Source organism: Nocardioides sp. SR21 (assembly GCF_022761125.1).
In the GTDB taxonomy this organism is placed as follows: Bacteria; Actinomycetota; Actinomycetes; order Propionibacteriales; family Nocardioidaceae; genus Nocardioides.
This window is the reverse complement of the sequence record NZ_JAKWJR010000004.1, coordinates 141,882-156,489: the sequence shown is the minus strand read 5'-3', so window position 1 is coordinate 156,489 and position 14,608 is coordinate 141,882. Positions and strand designations below refer to the sequence as shown.

Below are 14,608 nucleotides of genomic sequence, written 5' to 3'. Positions count from 1 at the left end.
TGCGGACGTGGCGCATGGCACCATGCGGGCCGTGGACATCACCCGCTGCCGGGTCGCCGTCGCGGCCGGCTTCCTCACCCAGGGCCTCATCCTGCTCAGCCTCACGACCAGGCTGCCGGAGTTCCAGGACCGGTGGGACATCTCGGACGTCCAGCTGTCGCTGATCCTGCTGATGATGATCCTGCTCGCCGGCGCCGGCTCGGTGGTGGCCGAGGCGCTCGCGAAGCGGAAGGACAGCGCGCTGCTGCTGCGCACCGGCCTCATCGTCGTGGCGGTCGGAGTCGCGATGCTCTGCACCGCCCAGGCGATGGGCTTCTACATCGGCGGCATCGCGCTCTACGGCCTCGGCCTCGGTGTCGTCGACGCCTCGACGAACATGCAGGCGGTGGCACTCGAGCACCGCTACGAGCGGCCGATCCTGCCGTCGTTCCACGGCGCGTGGACCCTGGGCGGCGTGATCGGAGCGGGCGTCACGCTCGCCACCACCGACCTGCCCCTCGAGGTCGGCGCGGCGGTCGCGGTGATCCCCCTGCTCGTGGCGTTCGGCCCGTTCCTCCCCCGCGACCACGGTCCGACCGAGCTCGCCTCGGAGGTCGCGGTGCCCTGGCGGCCGATCCTGCTGGTCGGTGTCGCGATGGTGCTCTTCTACATGGTCGACACGGCCGTGCAGACCTGGGGCCCGCTGTTCCTCGACCACACCTTCGACACCCCGGAGCGGTACGTCGCCCTCTCCGCGATGGCCTACCTGCTGGCCAGCGGCATCGTCCGGATGGCCGGCGACGGACTGGTCGCGCGGTTCGGCCCGGTCGTCGTGCTCCGCGTCGGGGCACTGGTCGGCGCCGGCGCGCTCGCGATCGTCGTGTTCTCGTCCACCTGGCAGGTCGCGGTCGTCGGCTTCGCGATCCTCGGCGCCGGCGTCGCGGTCGTCGCTCCGCTGAGCTTCTCGGCCGCGGCGAAGATCGCGGGCGGCGAGGGCTTCGAGCCGGCGCAGCGGCAGGCCCGCGTGGACGCGGTGATCGCCCGGTTCAACCAGTTCAACTACGTGGGCGCGCTGCTCGGCTCCGTCCTCACCGGCATCGTCGGCGCGGACAACCTGCGGCTCGGCTTCGCCGTACCGATGGTGCTGGTCCTCGGGATCATCCCGCTGGCGCCGGCGTTCGCGCCGCGGATCGCGGCCGCGGTCAGTGCACCCCGGCCATCAGCTTCCTGATCGGCCTGGTGCAGAGCAGCAGGACCACGCCGGCCGCGATCGCGACCAACCCGATGATCAGGAAGTAGCCGGTCTCGTCGTCGGGGTCGTAGTACTCGGCCAGCCGTCCCGACATCGCGGTCCCGAGCGCGATCGACAGGAAGTACAGCGCGACCATCTGGGTGTTGAACTGCTGCGGCGCCAGCTTCGTCGTGACCGACAGCCCGGGCGGCGAGATGAACAGCTCAGCGAGGGTGAACACCAGCAGCACCCCGGCCAGCGCGAACACCGACACCGTGTTCTCCCCGGAGGGCAGGAGCAGGAACAGCAGGAACGCCGCGCCCATGAGCACGGTGCCCACCCCGAACTTCACCGGTGTCGACGGCTGCCGAGACCCCATCCTGGTCCACACGGCCGCGAACACCGGCGCGAACAGGATGATGAAGACCGGGTTGATCGACTGCACCCACGACACCGGCATCGTCCAGTCGCCGAAGACCCGGTCGACCCGCTCGTCGGAGTAGACGGTCACCACGGTGAACTGCTGCTGGTACAGCGACCAGAACACGGCGTTGGTGATGAACAGCGGGACGAACGCCCAGACCCGGCTGCGCTCGAGCGCGGTGACGTGCGAGCTGGTCAGCATCAGCACGAAGTACGCCAGCGCGGCGACCACAGTCACCCCGATGACCCAGTCGGACAGGTTGCCGGAGTTGACCACACCGGTCGCCAGGAGCGCGGCCAGCACGACCACGAACGCCACCAGCGCGCCGCCGTACTTGAGCCTCTCGGATGGATCCAGCGGGTTCGCCACGACCCGCGTCGACTCGGGGAGCCGGCGCCGGCCGATCGTGTACTGCACGAGCCCGAAGAACATGCCGATCGCGGCGAGCCCGAAGCCGTAGTGGAAGCCCTTGTTCTCCTGGAACCAGCCGGTCAGCAGCGGGCCGAAGAAGGCGCCGATGTTGATGCCCATGTAGAACAGCGAGAAGCCGGCGTCGCGGCGCTCGTCCTCGGGGGCGTAGAGCGCGCCGACCATCGAGGTCGCGTTCGCCTTGACGCCACCGCTGCCGAGCGCGATCAGCGGTAGGCCGATGGCGATGCCGGCGATGTCCGGCACGACCGCCAGCGCGATGTGGCCGAGCATCACGATGCTCGCGGCGTAGAACAGCGTGCGCTCGCGACCGAGCACCCGGTCGGCGATCCAGGCGCCCAGGATCGTGGCCAGGTAGACGGTGCCGCCGTACGCGCCGACGATGCCGGTCGCGGTGGCCTTGTCGATGCCGAGGCCGCCCTCGGACGCCGAGTAGTACAGGTAGATCAGCAGGATGCCCTGCATGCCGTAGAAGCTGAACCGCTCCCACATCTCGACGCCGAACAGGTTCGCGAGCGGGCGTGGCTGCCCGAAGAAGCCCCGGTCGAGCTGCGCGGGCTCCTCGCCCTGCGTCGTGGTGGTCATCGGACCACCGTGCCTCCGGCCGAACCGGGGACGCATCCCCCGGGCTGGGTGAGTCAGGTGATGGGTCCTCGGTGTCGAGACGCGTCGGTCATCCCGTCGCTCCTCGACGCTCGCGGTTGGTCCCGCACCTCGCTAGCTCGGGGCGGGGCCGCTCCAGTTCTTGTCGGGGACCGGGGTCGGGCGGCCGGGCTGCTCGCCGCCGCGCGCCTCGAGGTAGCTGTTCTTCGGCACCATCACCTTGCGGCGGAAGATGCAGACGACGGTGCCGTCCTGCTTGTAGCCGATGGTCTCGACGTACACGACGCCGCGGTCGTCCTTCGACTTCGACTCGAACTTGTCGAGCACGGTGGTCTCGCCGTAGATCGTGTCGCCGTGGAACGTCGGGGCGACGTGGCGCAGGGACTCGACCTCGAGGTTGGCGATCGCCTTGCCGGACACGTCCGGGACGCTCATGCCGAGCAGGATCGAGTAGATGTAGTTGCCGACCACGACGTTCTTGCCGAACTGGGTGGTCTCCACCGCGTAGTTCTCGTCGATGTGCAACGGGTGGTGGTTCATGGTGAGCAGGCTGAACAGGTGGTCGTCGTACTCGGTCACCGTCTTGCCGGGCCAGTGCTTGTACGTCGCGCCGACCTCGAACTCCTCATAGCTGCGTCCGAACTGCATGCGCCCATGCTGCCCGCCGATCCGCTTCGGCGCACCCGTGGTTACCTGTGGGTAATCTCACGGCCGAGCCGACGCGGGCCTACCCGTCCGTGCGAGCGGCCCGCGCCGCCCCGGGTTCAGGACCCTCCGCCCCCGGCCTTCCGGCGGTGCATCTTCGGAGCACCGCCGACGACCTCGGACCCGTGCGCCTTCTCCTTCACCGGACCGTCCTGGTGCACGCCCTGCTCGTGGTTGTTCTTCTTGTCCAGCGCCTCCCGCATCTTGGCCTTCAGGTCGTCGTTGGCGTGGGAGTCGGTCATGGTTCCTCCTGCGTGAACGGTCTGGACGTTCCAACCACCCTCGCACGGAGGTCCAAGATCGGCCACCGGTAATACGCGCCGAGGGCGCGCCCTAGACTGACGCCGCAGATCGAGGGGGAAGTCAGGGTGCGTTCGAGGATCTCCGACACCGCTGCGCTGACGGCGGTCATGGTCGGCCTCCTGATCGTGGTCATCACCGCCCTGCTGGTCGTGACCGACGAGCCGCAGCAGCCCGCCGCGCGCACCAGCCCGTCGCCTTCCGTGACACCCACCGCGACACCCACCGCGGAGGCGTCCGCGACCGGTCAGACCAAGCCACCCCGGCCCACCCGGTCCCCCGGCGACCGGGAGACGTGCGTCGACGGCGGGACCCGGTCCCGGCTCACCGTCCTCACGTTCAACATCCACTCCGCGCGCACCCCCGACGGGAGCGTCCGCCTCAGCGAGATCGCCTCGGAGCTCGCCACCTGGGACGCCGACGTGGTCCTGCTCCAGGAGGTCGACCGGGGTCGCGCCTGGACCGGCGGGGTCGACATGCCGGCCGTGCTCGCCGACCAGCTGGGCCTGGCCTGGGCGTTCGGGACGAACGTACGGCGCTCGGCGACCAACCTCTACGGCACCGCGATCCTGTCCCGCTTCCCGATCGAGTCGTACACCAACACCGCCCTGCCGGCGCCGCCCGGCACCCAGCAGCGCGGGCTGCTGAACGCGGTCGTCGACGTCGACGGGACCGAGATGAGCGTCTACGGCACGCACCTCGAGCACACCTCCGCCGACGCGCGGGTGCAGCAGATGCGGGCGATCGCCCCGATCCTGGCCGCCGACCCGCGCCCCAAGGTCTTCGGCGGCGACCTCAACGCCCGGCCGGGCTCACCGGTCCTGCTCGCCGCCGGCTCCTCCGTCCGCGACACCTGGCAGGCCATCGGCGACGGTGCCGGGCTGACCCATCCCGCAGGCGTGCCGCAGCACCGGATCGACTACCTGATGCACGGGGACGGCTCCGCGGCCGAGCTGGCCCCGCTCGCCGCCCAGGTGCTGGCCTCGAACGTGTCCGACCACCGCGCCGTATGGGCGACGTACGAGCTCACCAGCGGCAGCGACACCGCCGTGTGCGTGCCGGTCGTGCCGGAGCAGGGCTAGCGCTACGTCACCGGCTGATGACGACGGTCGCGCTGGTCGCCGACGACGGCTTTCCGTACGCGTCGCCTGTGAACGTCACGACGAACCGGTAGCTGACGCCTGGCGCCGCCCGGGAGAGCCGGACGTGCATGGCCCCTGCGGTGCTCGACGTCAGGCGGAGCGTCGAGAGCACCGCGACGGTAGCGGGGGCGGATGTTGCTCGCCGCCTGACGCGTGACGCGTGACTCCACCACTTCCCCCATTTGGTGTACGCGACCTCCAGGCCGGTCTGGACAAACCTCCACGGGGCCTGGCGGCAGTACCGTCACGGGATGGCGGGTGAGCGACTCCGGGCGAGTGTCGGCAAGGCCGCCGGCGCGTTCACCAGCAATGCCCGCAATCCCAACCTCCGGCGTGCCCAGCTCAGCTTCCTCGGTGCGTGGACGGCGGAGTGGGCGTTCACGGTCGGGCTCGGGATCGTGGCCTACCGAGACGGTGGGGCGACCGCCGTCGGGCTGGTCGGACTGCTGCGGATGGTGCCGTCCGCGCTGCTGGCGCCACTGCTGTCACCGCTGGCCGACCGGGGACGCCGGGAGCGCGTGCTGGTCCTGGTGTCGGTGCTGCGCGGTACCGCGACGGGCGCGGCCGCCGTTGTCGTCGGCGTGGGCGGTTCGACGCTGGTCGTCTACGGACTCGCGGTGCTGTCGACGGTCGCCGCCACCTTGTACCGACCTGCCCACTCGGCACTGCTGCCGTCGCTGTGCCACACCGGCTACGAGCTCGCCAGTGCCAACGTGGTCCGAGGATTCCTGGACTCCGCGGCCACCCTGGTCGGACCGATCCTGGCCGCCCTGCTGCTCCAGCTCACGGGCGTCACCGTCGTCTTCACCGTCGCGGCGGCAGCCTCCCTCTGGGCGGCGGCGCTGCTGCTGCGGCTGCGGTACGACGCCCCGCCTCGACCGTCCGCACCGATGGAGGCCGACCTGCTCCGATCGGCGGCCGAAGGGATCCGGGTCGTCAGCCGGGACGGCGACCTCGCCCTGATCATGGGCCTGGCGGCAGCGCAGGCATTCACCCGGGGCGCACTGACCGTGCTCACCGTCGTCGTCGCCATCGACCTGCTCGGGACCGGCGAACCGGGTGTCGGCGTCCTCACCGCGGCGATCGGGGCCGGCGCCGTGCTCGGGTCGTTCGCTGCCGCCTTGCTGCTCGGCACCCGGAGACTCGGGGCCTGGTTCGCCGTCGGCGTGGCGCTGTGGGGACTGCCGGTCACGCTGATCGGTCTTGCGCCGGAGCAGCTCGTGGCGCTCTGCATGCTGGCGTGCGTCGGCGTCGGCAACGCGCTGATCGACCTCGGCGGGTTCACGCTCCTCGCACGGCTCGCCGCGGAGGAGGTGCTGGCCAGGGTGTTCGGAGTCCTGGAGAGCGTGGTCGCCCTGGCGATCGGCATCGGCGCGATCGCGGCCTCGGGCTTGGTCGAGCTGTACGGCGTACGCCCCGCACTGGTGGCCGTCGGTCTGCTGTGCCCGGTCCTGGCCGCGGCCTCGTGGCGACGGCTGCGCCGGATGGATCGATCCGTCGACGTGCGCGACCACGAGATCGAGATGCTGCAGTCGGTGCCGATGCTGAGCGTCCTGCCGCTGCCCGCCATCGAGAGGCTGGCGCGTGGCCTGGAGACCGTGGAGGTGCGCGCCGGCGAGGCCCTGTTCGACCAGGGCGACATCGGCGACCACTACTTCGTGATCGAGTCGGGCGAGGCCACCGTGATCGGGGACGGACAGGTCGTCGCCACGCTCGGCCCCGGCGACGGCTTCGGCGAGGTCGCTCTGCTGCGGCGGACCCGTCGCACGGCGACCGTGCGGGCAGGCACGGACCTCCGGCTCCTGTCGTTGGGCTCCGACCACTTCCTGCCGGTCGTGCTCGGCTACCCGCCGAGTGCCCGCGAAGCCGGAACCGTCGTCGACTCGATGCTCGACCGCTTCACGCCGCGTGGCGACGTCGAGCAGCCGCCGCGCTGACGGCTACTCGCTCGAGTCCGCCTCGGCGCGGCGCTTGTCGCGGTCGCGGCTCTTGCCGAACGGGTACGGGCCGTGGCCGGTCTTGCGGGTCTCCTGGAGCTGTCCGAGCAGCGCGTCGTCGCAGGAGCCGGTGACGAACTCGGCGATCGAGCGGAGCTGGGCGTCGGACGTCGGCTGGTCCTCGCTGGTGAGCAGCTCGTAGCGCAGGTCGAGGACCCGGTCGGAGCGGGTCTCGCGCAGGAACGCCTGGATCTCCTCGACCCGGGTGATCGCCTGCATGACCTCGTCCTGGTCCTGCCCCTGCCAGAACCCGGAGCCGACCACCTTGTCGTGGTTGCGCTCGTTGAGGACGTACTGCGCGCCGGGGAAGGCCTTGTCGAGGAAGTCGAAGAACGCCTCGGTCTCCGCCGGACGGATCCTGTGCCAGAGCACCTCCTTGAACCCGAGCCGGTCGACCTCGTCCGGCGCCACCGACCCGAGCAGGTGCCCGGTGACGAGGGTGCGGGTGCTCTCCACGAAGCTCGCGGGGGTGATCTCGTTCAGTCCGAAGAACGCCGAGTGGCTGGCCTTCGGGTTGTGCTTGAGGTGCGTCTTGCGGAACGACTGCACCGAGTGCATCGCGCGGAACAGGTGCAGGACGTACATGTTGTTCTCGCCGCGGACCAGCGTGCGGGGCAGCGTGTTCAGCAGCCCCTGCACCAGCGTCGAGCCGGAGCGGCCGTAGGTCACGACGAAGACGTAGCCGTACGTCTTGGGCTGCTTGCGCCCCCGGATCTTGCTCAGCACGTGTCCTCCTCAGACCTTCCCGAGCAGCGCGCTCGGCACTCGGCGCAGCGGCTGCTGCTCGAGCGCGGCGACCTGGCCGCGGCCGACGCTGCGGTACCAGCCGCCCTTGTGCTCGACGATCCCGCTGAGGTCGACCTCGGCGGGGTTGAACTCGGCCACCCGGTCCGGGTCGACGCCGGCGGTCGCACGATCCAGGACGGCGACGATCTCCTCGGCCTCGCGGGACCAGCTGGACTTGATCGCCCGGCCGTCGGCCTCGACCAGCGCACGACGGTGCGCGGCGACCCGACGGAGCGCCTCGCGGTCGGCGAACTTCAGGTGCAGCATGTAGAGCTCGGTGTCGATGGCGAACGGGGCCTCGATGCCGTGCGACGCCCACTTCCACGCGGCCGGCACCTGCTTGACCTGCGGCTTGCACATGAGCGGCGCGAACTTCGCGAACCGGCGCTGGCCGAGCACCGGCTCGTCCGCGTCCAGCGGCCCCTCGAGGTCCGCGACGTGCACGACGTTCAGCGCCACCGGCGCGATCACGTCGCGGTCACGCCGCGTGGCGAGGAAGCTCGGGAGGTCGGCGTGCTTCGTCGGGTCGGCCACCAGGAACTCGTCGGCGTCGACGAAGACGACGTAGTCGTAGAGCGCGAGGAAGCCGCTGGCCAGCCCGCTGAGCAGCTGCATCCGGACGCCTTCGTACCCGGGGCCGGGCAGCTGCGGCAGCCGGTGCACGGTGCAGCCGAGGTCGTCGGTCGAGCCGTCGGTGCTGTTGTCGTCGAGGACGACGAGGTTCTCGATCCCGACCTGCTCGGCGTAGTGCTTCACCCAGCGCGGCAGCATCTCGGCCTCGTCGCGCGCCATCGTCATCACGAGGACCTGCGGGTTCCCCGCCGACTCCTCAGAGGTACGTCGACGGAACAGCGGCATGCCCGGCACTCTAGTTGGCACCGCCCGAGCCACGGACCAGCCCCTCGATCGCGGCGATCGCGGCGGCCAGCTGCTCCTCGGCGGGCAGCGCACCGGGCTGGGCGCCGGACACGGCCAGCGGGGTCAGCTCGGCGAGGTCGCCGACGACCCGGATACCGGAGCCGCGGAGCTGCTCGACCATCTGGGCGGACCGCTCGCGCACCCCCTTCGACGGCTCGTAGCCGACACCGGGCTCCTCGCCACGACGCTTCGCGAGGACCCGCTTGGCCAGCTGCTGCTTGACCTTGCGCGCGTACTCGCCGTACGCCATCCCGTCGACGCGCTCGTTGAGCAGCCGCAGCACCTCGGCCGACGCGGCGCCCAGGGACTCGTTGGTAGGGCCGGGCTCGGCGAAGCCCGCCGGGTCGACGCCGATCGTGGTCGCGAACCGCTCCCAGAGCTGGGTGCTCGGAGCGCCCGGCGTCGGCACGGTCACCAGGGTCATCCGCTCGGCTCCGGCCGCGGCGGCCCAGCGCTCGCAGATGCCGGCGACGTCCTGCTCGCGCCAGAAGCGGCGGCCCAGGCCCTCGCGGTCGGCGATGGCGGCGACGTACTCGTCGTAGGGCAGGAACCGCCCGTTCTTGACCGTCTCCTGCCACATCGCCGGGATGCTGCGGCCGAGGTCGCGCGCGGTGACGACGACCTCGACACTGCCGGCCGGGAAGGACGACACGACCTTCTCGATCTTGGCCGCGGCCGCCGGGCCGAGGAACTCCATCGAGACGACGGCCGTGCCGGTCCAGGCGGCGATCTCGTCGACGAGTGCCTGCCAGGCACCTTCGGGCGGGGCGGACACGACCCGCTTGCGCTCGAGCACCTCGGAGACGGCGCGGACCTGCTCGGGCCAGCCCTGGCCGGGCACCAGCACGCCCTGCGTGGACAGCCGCTCCTGGTTGAGGAAGAGGAGGCGCTGGAGGTAGCTCGTCCCCGACTTCATCGCCCCGACGTGCAGGATCACCCGCTGCGCCACACCCGCTCCTGTCCTCACTCGACTACGACGGCCCAGCCTAGGGCGACCTAGCGTCGGTGCCACCAACGCCGGCGCTCCGCGGCTTCGGTGAGCCCGGCGACCTGGGCGGCGAGCAGCTCGTTCTCCGCCTCCAGCGCCTGGATCGCGGCCCGGTCGTCGCGCGCCCGGAGCAGCATCAGCGCGACCGCGTCGGGCAGCCCCTCCAGCATCTCGGCGGTGGTGACCTCGTCGGGGGGCGGCGTCCCCGGCGCGGGTACGTCGGGCACCAGCTCGGCGAGGTCGCCGTACACCTGGTAGCCGCCGGTGCTCACCAGGTCGATCCACGAACGGGCCACGACCGTGAGCCGCTCGGCGACGGGCGCCGGCGCGACCGCCTTGCGCCCGCGCACGGTGCCCAGGACCGTCTGGGCGAACCAGCGCTTCGCGACCACGGAGTACCACGGCTGCTCGAGGCGGCCGTCCAGGGCGCCGAGCGTCTGGCGGAGGAACGCGACCTGCGCGGCGCCGAGGGACTCGTTGCCCTGCGGGGCGGTGGCCGGGTCGACCAGGCCGGGAGGGAGGTCGATCGCGGTGGCGAAGCGGTTCCACAGACCGTCGGGGCCGGCACCGGCACCCGGCGTGACGACGACGTGGGTCCGCTCCGGCGGCGCCACCACCGCCCACCGGGCGAGCAGCGCCGCGAGGTCCTGGCCGCGCCAGAACACCGACGTCCCCTGGTCCTCGCCCTCCCCCGGCAGGTCGGCGAGGACGGCGTCGGAGTACTCCGCGAACGAGTCGGGGTGGCCGTTCTTCACGCGCTCCTGCCACTGCGCGGTGACGACGCGGCCGAGGTTGCGCACGGTGACGACGAGGTGCACCTCGAAGTCCACGAGCCGCTCGGCGATCACCTCGACCTGCTGGGCGTTGGCCGCGCTGAAGATCTCGTGGCTGATCACCACCCGGCCCCCGAAGCCGCGACCGCGCCTCAGCAGGTCGGCGAACGTGCCCTCGACGGCCTCCGGGGTCAGGCCCCACGCCGCCGGCTTGCCCGCCATCTCGAGGGCGGCATGGAACATGCCCTCCTGGCGGACGTACGGGTAGATGTACCCGCTCTCCTTCAGCGCCGACCGGTTGCCGCCGAGCAGCGACTGGAGGAACGTCGATCCGCTCTTCGGCAGCCCGATGTGCAGGTAGAGCCGCGGGCGCGGCTCCCCTTCCGGGACCGCCTCGGAGTCGGACACGGGAAAGAGCCTAGGACCCAGAGCCGTTGGCGTACTCCTTGAGCAGGGCACGCCCGATGATCATCTTCTGGATGTCGGAGGTGCCCTCGCCGATCAGCATGAACGCCGACTCGCGGTAGAGGCGCTCGATCTCGTACTCCTTGGAGTACCCGTAGCCGCCGTGGATCCGGAAGGAGTCCTGGACGACCTCGTTGCAGTACTCAGCGGCCAGCATCTTCGCCATGCCCGCCTCGACGTCGTTGCGCTCGCCCCGCTCCTTGGTGCGGGCCGCGCGGACCATCATCGAGTGCGCGGTCTCGACCTTGGTCGCCATCTCCGCGAGCCGGAACAGGATCGCCTGGTGCTCGGCGATCGGCTTGCCGAAGGTCTCGCGCTGCTGCGCGTAGTCGATGGCCAGCTCGAAGGCCCGCAGCGCGATGCCGCAGGCGCGGGCGGCGACGTTCACGCGGCCGACCTCGACGCCGTCCATCATCTGGTAGAAGCCCTTGCCGGGCTCGCCGCCGAGGATCTGGTCGGCCGAGATCTGGTGGCCCTCGAAGACCGCCTCGGTGGTCTCGACGCCCTTGTAGCCCATCTTGTCGAGCTTGCCGGGGATGGTGAGGCCCGGCGCGGTCTCGCCGAAGCCGGGCTCCTTCTCCACCAGGAACGTCGTCATGTTCTTGTAGACCGAGTCCGAGCCCTCGTCGGTCTTCACCAGCAGCGCGATCAGGGTCGACGTGGCGCCGTTGGTCAGCCACATCTTCTGGCCGTCGATCGTGTAGTTGCCGTCGTCGCCCTTGACCGCCTTGGTCTTGATGGCGGCGACGTCGGAGCCGAGGCCGGGCTCGCTCATCGAGAACGAGCCGCGCACCTCGCCGGCAGCCATCAGCGGGAGGTACTTCTTCTTCTGCTCCTCGGTCCCGTGCTGCATCAGCATGTGGGCCACGATGAAGTGCGTGTTGATGACGCCGGAGACGCTCATCCAGCCGCGCGCGATCTCCTCGACGCACAGCGCGTAGGTCAGCAGCGACTCGCCGAGACCGTCGTACTCCTCGGGGATCATCAGCCCGAAGATGCCGAGCTCCTTGAGCCCGTCGACGATCTCCTGCGGGTACTCGTCCGCGTGCTCGAGCTCGGTCGCGACCGGCAGGATCTTCTCGTCGACGAAGCGGCGTACGGCCTTGAGGATCTCCTGCTGGTCCTCGGTGAGGCCGTCGGTCTGAGCGAGTCGAGGCATGGTGGAACCTTCCATGGGCGTGCAGGAACGCCAGGATGCTATCCGCCGGAACGCGTCCTGAGACCTGCGCGACCGGTGACATGTGCCACGGGCGCTATTTACCCAGCCTGCGCTTGACCTTGGTCAGCAGGCCATCGTCAGCGACGCGGATCTCGCCGGTACGGCGCTCCGCCTCGGCCGTCCCGCGGGCGGCGAGCATGGCGGCGAGGGCCGTCACCGATGCCGCGGCGACCTCACGCTCGCTGGGCCGGGTGCTGCCCTCGGCGAACGCCGACTCGGTGCAGCGGAGGTCGTCCCACGACCCCTCGATGCGGTAGCCGCCCGTCACGAGCTCGGCGACCTGCCGCTCGGACACCTCCTCGCACCAGGGCCGGAACTTGGCGGGCACGAGGATCCGCTGCTTCTCCTGGGCGCCGAGGACCTGGGCGCCGAACTGGCGCTTCACGACGTCGCCGTACACGTAGCGCCGGTGCACCTCCTCGGGCAGCTCGGCGTTGACGCGCCGCAGCACCTCAGCCTGCACCTGGCCGAGGCTGGAGTTGCTGGGCCGGTCCTCCGGCTCGAGGCGGGCCGGGTCGACGTCGAGGACCCTCGCGAACCGCTCCAGCAGGAGACCGGTCGGGCTGCCGGCGGGCGGCACCGTGATCACGTGCACGCGGTCGGCCGAGAGCGCGCCGGCCCAGCGGGCGGCGACCGTCGGCGGGTCGAGGTGGATCCAGGGCGCCTTCGCCTTCCCGGCACGCTCCTGCTCCTGGAGGCCGCGCACGTAGGCGCCGAAGCCGGTGGTGCCCCCGGCCTTGAGGTCCTCCTGCCACATCGACGGCAGCTGCCGGGCGAGGTCGCGGACCGTGATCACCGCGTGCACCTCGCGGTCGCCGCACGCCGCGAGCAGCCGCTCGATCTGGCCGGGACCGGCCGCGGCGAGGGACTCCTGGCTGAACACCGCGCGGGAGCCGGAGGCCTTGTCGAGCTGCGAGGTGAAGCGGTCGACCGTCGCCCGGTCGGACGCCTCGTCGCGGCGTGCCTCGTAGCGGTTGCGGACCACGACCATCAGCTCGAAGCACTCACGCTTCGTGGGCGGCACCAGGTCCAGGCCCTGCGCCGTCAGCTGCTCGGTGCTGTTCAGCAGCGCGGCCTGGAGGTACGACGTCCCCGTCTTCTGGAGGCCGACGTGGACGTAGAGCCGGCGCGACATGGGGTCACTCCACTGCATCGCCGGCCGACGGCGCAACTCAGCCCAGGGACCAGCCCAGCGTCAGCCCAGCGACTCCAGCATCCGCTGGCCGTCCTCGAGCGCGTACTGGCCGACCCGCACCGTCACCCGCGTGGGCGAGGACACCAGCGCCTTGCCGAGCTTGCGGGCGACGTCGTACCGGGTGACCCACTCGCCGCTGGCGTCGCTGACCATCATCAGCGTGCGCGGCAGCCCGGCGCCGGTCCAGGCGCCCTGGCACGCGGCGTTGCACCGGCGCACCGAGCTGAGGGCGTCGCCGCTCCCCGCGATCGCCTTCGTCAGGCGCTTCTCGGCGGAGGTCGGCTGGGCGGAGGCGGCCACCACGCGTACGTGGACGCCGCGGCCGAGCGCGAGGATGAGCTGGCGCGCGACGGCCGGGGCCTCGAGGCTGGTCGTCGCGAGCGCGATCGTGGCGCCCGGCTCCACGGCCTGGATGCCGGTGAGCAGGCTGGTCAGCGCGGCGCGGCGCTCCGGACGGGTGCCCGCGGGGTTGTTGCTGACGATCGTGGTCTCGGACGGCGCATCCACCGTCCAGGTGAACTCCGCGACCACCGCGTCGTGGTCGGACTTCAGCTCGATCGGGTAGTGGTTGACCGGCGGCAGCTCGTCGGCGCGGGTGCCGAAGACGTAGTCGATCGTGTAGCCGTGGTGGTCGCCCGTCGAGAAGTGCGAGGCGAGGTTGTCGTACGTCGGGATCAGGCCGCTGCGGGTGAGGATGTCGCGGGGGTAGCGCGGGCCGGTGTACGCCACGTTGAAGTCGCCGCCCACGAGGACCGGGCCGGACGGCGCGAGCTGGGCGACGAGCTTCTCGAGCCGGTTCATCGACTTGCGCAGCAGGTCGGGCATGCCCTTGGTGACCGGGGCGACGTGCACCGACACCACGGAGAGCACGCGGCCGTCGACGCCCTGGAACGTCACCCAGTTGGCCCAGCGCCGGCCGAGCTCGACGACCTTGCCCGGCGGCTTGCCGCGCCAGTTCGAGATCATCCAGCTGCCCTGCCCGATCGGGGTCCAGCGGTCCTCGCGCCACGCGACGGGGGTCGCGGCGGTGAAGCGGTCGGTCATGTCGCGGTAGATGCCGTAGCCGTCGGGCGCCATCACGGCGTCGTTGCGGAACGGGACCTCGTTGTAGGTCACGAAGTCGGGCTGGACCGCGAGCACCTTCTTCACGTCCGCCTGGAACCGCTCGGTGCTCAGGCCGGTGTAGATGTTGGCCTGCACCATCCGGATGTCGCTGGTGGGAGGTACGCCGCCGGGGTCGCTCGGGACGCTGCCGTTCGCGCGGTCGCCGGTACCCGCGTGCACGGGGCTGAGGGCCACGCCGGCGAGAGTCGCCAGCACCGCGACACCGGTCGCGAACAGTCGTCTACGCATCGCCCGGACTCCTTGAAACACTGGGGAAGAAAGGCCCTCCGGGCCAAGTCACACCAATCACAACATCCCCATGCGTCACTGACAACCGCTTCGAAACAACT

At 71.0% G+C, this 14,608-nt stretch carries 14 protein-coding genes; 3 read left to right on the top strand and 11 right to left on the bottom strand.

The features are described from left to right. Positions 1-22: 22 nt before the first annotated feature. Positions 23-1,210 carry a sugar MFS transporter gene (locus MJ604_RS09075; RefSeq protein ID WP_374458342.1) on the top strand — a complete coding sequence of 396 codons (1,188 nt, stop codon included), beginning with the start codon at positions 23-25 and terminating at the stop codon, positions 1,208-1,210. Here MJ604_RS09075 and MJ604_RS09070 read toward each other — a convergent pair. The 3 genes from MJ604_RS09070 to MJ604_RS09060 form a co-directional block, all read right to left on the bottom strand. Then, positions 1,182-2,648: a peptide MFS transporter gene (locus tag MJ604_RS09070; RefSeq protein ID WP_243058015.1), complete on the bottom strand. Its 1,467-nt coding sequence runs from the start codon at positions 2,646-2,648 to the stop codon at positions 1,182-1,184. The two genes, MJ604_RS09075 and MJ604_RS09070, sit on opposite strands and share 29 nt — an antisense overlap. A gap of 132 nt (positions 2,649-2,780) precedes the next feature. Continuing rightward, on the bottom strand, positions 2,781-3,314 hold the full coding sequence (locus tag MJ604_RS09065; RefSeq protein WP_243058014.1) for a MaoC family dehydratase: 534 nt from the start codon (positions 3,312-3,314) through the stop codon (positions 2,781-2,783). A 116-nt stretch (positions 3,315-3,430) separates the two neighbouring features. After that, the gene (locus MJ604_RS09060; RefSeq protein WP_243058013.1) at positions 3,431-3,613 is read right to left on the bottom strand and encodes a DUF5302 domain-containing protein; all 183 of its coding nucleotides are present in this window, start codon (positions 3,611-3,613) and stop codon (positions 3,431-3,433) included. A gap of 126 nt (positions 3,614-3,739) precedes the next feature. Here MJ604_RS09060 and MJ604_RS09055 point away from each other — a divergent pair, with 126 nt between their 5' ends. Next, positions 3,740-4,753: an endonuclease/exonuclease/phosphatase family protein gene (locus MJ604_RS09055; protein WP_243058012.1), complete on the top strand. Its 1,014-nt coding sequence runs from the start codon at positions 3,740-3,742 to the stop codon at positions 4,751-4,753. Positions 4,754-4,760: 7 nt separating this feature from the next. On the opposite strand, the gene MJ604_RS09050 is transcribed toward MJ604_RS09055, so the two are convergent. Then, positions 4,761-4,925: a hypothetical protein gene (locus MJ604_RS09050; protein WP_243058011.1), complete on the bottom strand. Its 165-nt coding sequence runs from the start codon at positions 4,923-4,925 to the stop codon at positions 4,761-4,763. A gap of 139 nt (positions 4,926-5,064) precedes the next feature. On the opposite strand from MJ604_RS09050, the gene MJ604_RS09045 reads away from it, so the two are divergent. Beyond that, on the top strand, positions 5,065-6,750 hold the full coding sequence (locus MJ604_RS09045; protein WP_243058010.1) for an MFS transporter: 1,686 nt from the start codon (positions 5,065-5,067) through the stop codon (positions 6,748-6,750). A gap of 3 nt (positions 6,751-6,753) precedes the next feature. On the opposite strand, the gene MJ604_RS09040 is transcribed toward MJ604_RS09045, so the two are convergent. The 7 genes from MJ604_RS09040 to MJ604_RS09010 all read right to left on the bottom strand — a co-directional run bounded on the left by MJ604_RS09040 (position 6,754) and on the right by MJ604_RS09010 (position 14,507). Then, entirely contained in the window at positions 6,754-7,536 is a 783-nt protein-coding gene (locus tag MJ604_RS09040; protein ID WP_243058009.1) for a sulfotransferase, read from the bottom strand. A gap of 9 nt (positions 7,537-7,545) precedes the next feature. Continuing rightward, a complete protein-coding gene (locus MJ604_RS09035) occupies positions 7,546-8,454 on the bottom strand; it encodes a glycosyltransferase family 2 protein (protein WP_243058008.1) in 909 nt (302 codons plus the stop codon). Positions 8,455-8,464: 10 nt separating this feature from the next. After that, positions 8,465-9,463 (bottom strand): hypothetical protein, encoded by a 999-nt coding sequence (locus MJ604_RS09030; protein WP_243058007.1) that lies wholly within the window; start codon positions 9,461-9,463, stop codon positions 8,465-8,467. A 47-nt stretch (positions 9,464-9,510) separates the two neighbouring features. Continuing rightward, a complete protein-coding gene (locus MJ604_RS09025) occupies positions 9,511-10,683 on the bottom strand; it encodes a hypothetical protein (RefSeq protein WP_243058006.1) in 1,173 nt (390 codons plus the stop codon). Between the two features lie 10 nt (positions 10,684-10,693). Continuing rightward, positions 10,694-11,899 (bottom strand): acyl-CoA dehydrogenase family protein, encoded by a 1,206-nt coding sequence (locus MJ604_RS09020; protein WP_243058005.1) that lies wholly within the window; start codon positions 11,897-11,899, stop codon positions 10,694-10,696. Positions 11,900-11,993: 94 nt separating this feature from the next. Then, complete coding sequence (locus MJ604_RS09015; protein ID WP_243058004.1) at positions 11,994-13,094, bottom strand: hypothetical protein; 1,101 nt, start codon at positions 13,092-13,094, stop codon at positions 11,994-11,996. Positions 13,095-13,154: 60 nt separating this feature from the next. Next, positions 13,155-14,507 (bottom strand): endonuclease/exonuclease/phosphatase family protein, encoded by a 1,353-nt coding sequence (locus MJ604_RS09010; protein WP_243058003.1) that lies wholly within the window; start codon positions 14,505-14,507, stop codon positions 13,155-13,157. Positions 14,508-14,608: the final 101 nt, after the last annotated feature.

What these genes read in the sequence shown, in the direction of transcription:
- MJ604_RS09075 (WP_374458342.1), top strand. Translation starts at nt 23, where the DNA reads ATGCGGGCCGTGGACATCACCCGCTGCCGGGTCGCCGTCGCGGCCGGC.
- MJ604_RS09070 (WP_243058015.1), bottom strand. Translation starts at nt 2,648, where the DNA reads ATGACCACCACGACGCAGGGCGAGGAGCCCGCGCAGCTCGACCGGGGC.
- MJ604_RS09065 (WP_243058014.1), bottom strand. Translation starts at nt 3,314, where the DNA reads ATGCAGTTCGGACGCAGCTATGAGGAGTTCGAGGTCGGCGCGACGTAC.
- MJ604_RS09060 (WP_243058013.1), bottom strand. Translation starts at nt 3,613, where the DNA reads ATGACCGACTCCCACGCCAACGACGACCTGAAGGCCAAGATGCGGGAG.
- MJ604_RS09045 (WP_243058010.1), top strand. Translation starts at nt 5,065, where the DNA reads ATGGCGGGTGAGCGACTCCGGGCGAGTGTCGGCAAGGCCGCCGGCGCG.
- MJ604_RS09035 (WP_243058008.1), bottom strand. Translation starts at nt 8,454, where the DNA reads ATGCCGCTGTTCCGTCGACGTACCTCTGAGGAGTCGGCGGGGAACCCG.
- MJ604_RS09020 (WP_243058005.1), bottom strand. Translation starts at nt 11,899, where the DNA reads ATGCCTCGACTCGCTCAGACCGACGGCCTCACCGAGGACCAGCAGGAG.
- MJ604_RS09015 (WP_243058004.1), bottom strand. Translation starts at nt 13,094, where the DNA reads ATGTCGCGCCGGCTCTACGTCCACGTCGGCCTCCAGAAGACGGGGACG.
- MJ604_RS09010 (WP_243058003.1), bottom strand. Translation starts at nt 14,507, where the DNA reads ATGCGTAGACGACTGTTCGCGACCGGTGTCGCGGTGCTGGCGACTCTC.